This is a genomic window from Sulfurospirillum sp. E15m (genome assembly GCF_059415145.1).
Map to the genome: position 1 here is coordinate 1 of NZ_JCAHZS010000016.1, position 2,662 is coordinate 2,662.

Genomic DNA, 2,662 nt, shown 5'->3' on the forward strand with positions numbered 1-2,662 from the left:
ACTTAGTGAACTTCTTTCCAGATTTTGACTTTCCAAGCGAAAGCTAAGAGCGTAAAGATAGCCATAAAAGCGATCAGTTTATAGCCAAGGCCTTCTCTTTCAGCTTTTTTGCGATCACCCACTTTTTCCATATAAGCGATCACTTGATCTTGTGCCTTTTCGGTTAAACCAACGCGAGGCATTGATGTACCGGCCAGTTGTTTTTGAGGATTGTTGATAAAGGTTGCAAGATACTCTGCACCTTTAGAGCGAATCATCATTGAAAGATCAGGGGGAATGGTTCCCATATAGGCTTTAATAGCATCTTGTTCCGTGGTTCTAAATACTTTGTCGTACTTCATGTCATGGCATCGTTGGCACGCTTCTTGAAAGACTTGTTTGTCATCCAATGGTTTGACCGGTGCAATGCTTTGAAGGTATGCAACAATATCAGCAACCTCTTGGTCTAAATCACCACCAAGACCATAAAACGCAATCATCGGATGAGGACGTGTTTCATTAAACTTGTGCTCAACTTTGAGTGCCTTTGTTGGGTCTTTAATCAATGCAATTAAGAAGTTTTTGTCATATAAAGCACCGACATTACTAAGATCAGGTGGTACAACACCAAAGCTAGCAGATGCACTTGCTGCATCCATAGGCGCAGGTAAGTTTTGAGAGCTTACACCATGGCATCCTGTACAGCCTGCATTCATAAAGTTCTCAGCACCTTTTTTAGGATCGCCAACTTTGGTTGTAGCGCCTAAGTCTTTAAAGCTAAAATCAGCAGGGGCAACATGAGGATGCATTTGAGAGTGCGCAAAAGGCTCAACACCCCAATAGACAACCGCTGTAAAGAAAATTACAACCGCTAGAATTTTTAATTCTCTCATTTGTCACCTCCAACACATTTTGCTTCCATTTTTGTGATAATTGGAAGCGCAATAAACAGTACAATAAACGTAAGCGCAGCAGCAAATCCTACCCAGGCATTATTTCCTGTTGGAGGAAGCTTTCCATAAACAGTTAAAACAATCATATCCACAAGCAATAACCAGAACCAAACAAAAAATGCTGGACGTCTATGTGCTGGGGCTGTGTGCATGGTGTTTCTATCCAAGAATGGAAGCAACATAAAGATAACGTTTGCAAAACCAAACGCGGCAAGACCAATTTTCATCGCAGGAATGCCTGCAATGTCAAAGAAGAAACCACGTAATACTTCATAACTCCACAAGAAGTACCATTCAGGATAGATGTGTGGAGGTGTTTTCATATTGTTTGCCGGTTCAAAGTTAATTGGATCCATTGCAAAGTCATAGTGATAACAGACAAGGTAGAAGAAAATAGTCAGAGCAATACCGACTACAAAGAAATCTTTAGAAAGAAAGACAGGCCAGAATGGCACAACTTTAGACTCTTTTTTACGACCTTCTAAATATTTTTTAGATTCTTTTTCAAAATCGAACTCTTCAGATTCTTGGTTATTAACGTGAGGAACACGCAAAGAGTAGAAGTGAATAGCAATTAAAAGTAAAATCACAAGTGGTAATAATAAAACGTGAAGCATAAAGAAACGTGTTAAAGTTGCATCAGCCACTAAAAAATCACCTCTAATCCAAATAACCAAAGCTTCACCAATAACAGGGATACCGCCAAAAAGGTTGGTGATAACTTGTGCTGCCCAGTAGCTCATTTGACCCCATGGAAGCATATATCCACTAAACGCTTCAGCAGAGAAGATACCGAACAGAGCCATACCGGTAAGCCAGATCATCTCACGGCCTTTTTTATACGAGCCATAATAGATACCTGTGAACATATGGATATAAATGACTAAGAAGATGGTTGAAGCGGCAACACCATGCATATGTCTCCATAACCAACCGTATTCTACTTCTTGCATAATGGTATAGTTTACACTATCAAATGCAAGGTGAATATCGGGTTTGTAGTACATTAAAAGGAATATTCCTGAAACAATTAAAATCATAAAAAGGGACATTAAGACAACTCCCATTGCCCAAAGGAAGTTAATGTTTTTTGGAATCCAGTATTCTGTCATTAAGACTTTTGTTAATGCTTTTACTGCTAAGCGTTGATCGAGCCAGTCGATAAAGCCATCAGCTTTTCTTATTTCTGCCACATCTGCCTCCTTAAGCTTTAGCTACCATTTTTTTATACTCAGGACCTTCTTCACCCAGAACAAGTTTTTCACCATCAATCTTAAATGGAGGAATATCCATTGGTCGTGGTGGTGGTCCAAACGTATTGACACCGCTCGCATCAAACTCGCCACCATGACAGGCGCATTTGAATTGTTTGGTTGCAGGCATCCATGTTGGAATACATCCTAGGTGTGTGCAGAGTCCAATGATAACTGTATAGTCTTTATTCCCCGCAACGACATCGCGTTTCTCATTCTTTTTCATATCTGCCGTTTTTCGTAGAATGAAAATAGGCTTTCCCCTCCACTGTATCGTTTGGATTTCTCCTTCGCTCATGGGAGAGAGATCAACGGTGATGAATCCAGCAGATTGTACACTTGGAAGTGGGTCCCAAGTCTTTTTCATAGCGCCAAGGGCTATTACCCCTCCTGCCGCTGCAAAACCGCCGAATGCCATGCCTATAAAGTCTCTTCTGCTTTGTTCAACAGCCATTCTTTGTTCCTTTCGTGTAGTTT

3 protein-coding genes are annotated in these 2,662 nt (G+C 40.6%); all 3 read right to left on the bottom strand.

Annotated elements, in window-relative coordinates; translation table 11 throughout:
* Window positions 1-2: 2 nt before the first annotated feature.
* Genes AC5SLP_RS14375 through petA form a run of 3 tightly spaced genes read right to left on the bottom strand, consistent with a single transcriptional unit; the run spans window position 3 to window position 2,639 of the window.
* Window positions 3-872 (bottom strand): c-type cytochrome, encoded by an 870-nt coding sequence (locus AC5SLP_RS14375; RefSeq protein WP_495255853.1) that lies wholly within the window; start codon window positions 870-872, stop codon window positions 3-5.
* Window positions 869-2,125, bottom strand: a complete 1,257-nt coding sequence (locus AC5SLP_RS14380) for a cytochrome b (RefSeq protein ID WP_495255854.1) — start codon at window positions 2,123-2,125, stop codon at window positions 869-871. The genes AC5SLP_RS14375 and AC5SLP_RS14380 overlap by 4 nt, the downstream gene beginning before the upstream one ends.
* A gap of 10 nt (window positions 2,126-2,135) precedes the next feature.
* Window positions 2,136-2,639 (bottom strand): ubiquinol-cytochrome c reductase iron-sulfur subunit, encoded by a 504-nt coding sequence (gene petA / locus AC5SLP_RS14385; protein WP_495255855.1) that lies wholly within the window; start codon window positions 2,637-2,639, stop codon window positions 2,136-2,138.
* Between the last annotated feature and the right edge of the window lie 23 nt (window positions 2,640-2,662).

Bases quoted from the DNA above. Each gene is read 5' to 3' on its own strand.
- AC5SLP_RS14375 (WP_495255853.1), bottom strand. From the start codon at position 872: ATGAGAGAATTAAAAATTCTAGCGGTTGTAATTTTCTTTACAGCGGTT.
- petA (WP_495255855.1), bottom strand. From the start codon at position 2,639: ATGGCTGTTGAACAAAGCAGAAGAGACTTTATAGGCATGGCATTCGGC.